The following is an 885-nucleotide window of genomic DNA, read 5'->3' as shown; positions in this document are numbered from 1 at the left end:
ATCGATCTGTTCAATCGTCTTTAGCCTATAAGGCCAAAAAAGCTGCGTAGAATCCAGGTCTTCGTAAATATCATATCTGTGGGCTCGGGCAATAATCTTCGCATTGATCTTTCGTTGCTTTCTCACTTCAGTGAGCGCTAATGGCGCCTCATTTAACCAGTAGCAGTAGAATACCTCGGCATCCTGAATGTCTCTATTATTCATAAAGAAATCATAGTAACTCAGGTAAGTAGCCATATATTTAGCTAATACTTTCAACCCCGAAGTACTGCCTGAAAATTTTTTATGTTGAGCTAAGGCTTTATAGAATTTAGAAGAGAACAAAGCTCGCAACAGACGCCTCTTTCGATGCTTATATTTGCTAGCAAATGCAGTCGAAACACGTACATTTTTAGGCAAGGAGCGCTTAAACGAAGCGACCTCGGTTGGAAAGATAACGATCTCTTGAAACCGACTAGCTAGAAACTTGATTTCCGACTCGATAAAGGCCTCAGTGGTATGATAAGGGAATCGCCTTGTAAAAAGAATCAGTTTTTTACCCATTTTAACCTAGTTATTAAATTACAAATTCTTTATTTCCACATTGTTTATAAACTCCTGGCACCTACTCGTTAAAGCCTCTGCATACGGGACGTGACGCGTCTTATTTACAGGCAGACTGCCGACTTCGATCTTACCTTTTAAGCCAAAATTGTTGGAAATCTCACCTTCCTCACTGATATCCACACGGTTAAAAAAATCGATAAGCCCTTCGAAACGACTGTTAAACCGATTCCCAAATCCCTCAAAGCCGCCATTTAAAAATATAACCGGTGTGCCCATCGCAAGGCAGGGCAATGCGCAATGTATTCTAGAGGTAACGACTAGCTTCGCTCTGGAAAGTCG

2 protein-coding genes are annotated in these 885 nt (G+C 41.1%); both read right to left on the bottom strand.

All coding sequences use genetic code 11. The features are described 5' to 3' along the window. A partial coding sequence (locus tag HP439_RS19260; RefSeq protein WP_172391932.1) for a glycosyltransferase family protein occupies nt 1-543 on the bottom strand: 543 nt, incomplete at its 3' end. Nucleotides 544-561: 18 nt separating this feature from the next. Further along, on the bottom strand, nt 562-885 hold a 324-nt coding region (locus HP439_RS19255; protein ID WP_172391931.1), incomplete at its 5' end, for a polysaccharide pyruvyl transferase family protein.

The sequence above is a fragment of the Sphingobacterium shayense genome, assembly GCF_013179575.1.
In the GTDB taxonomy this organism is placed as follows: domain Bacteria; phylum Bacteroidota; class Bacteroidia; order Sphingobacteriales; family Sphingobacteriaceae; genus Sphingobacterium; species Sphingobacterium shayense.
The sequence above is the reverse complement of the archived record's forward strand: the minus strand, read 5'-3'. Positions and strand labels throughout refer to the sequence as shown.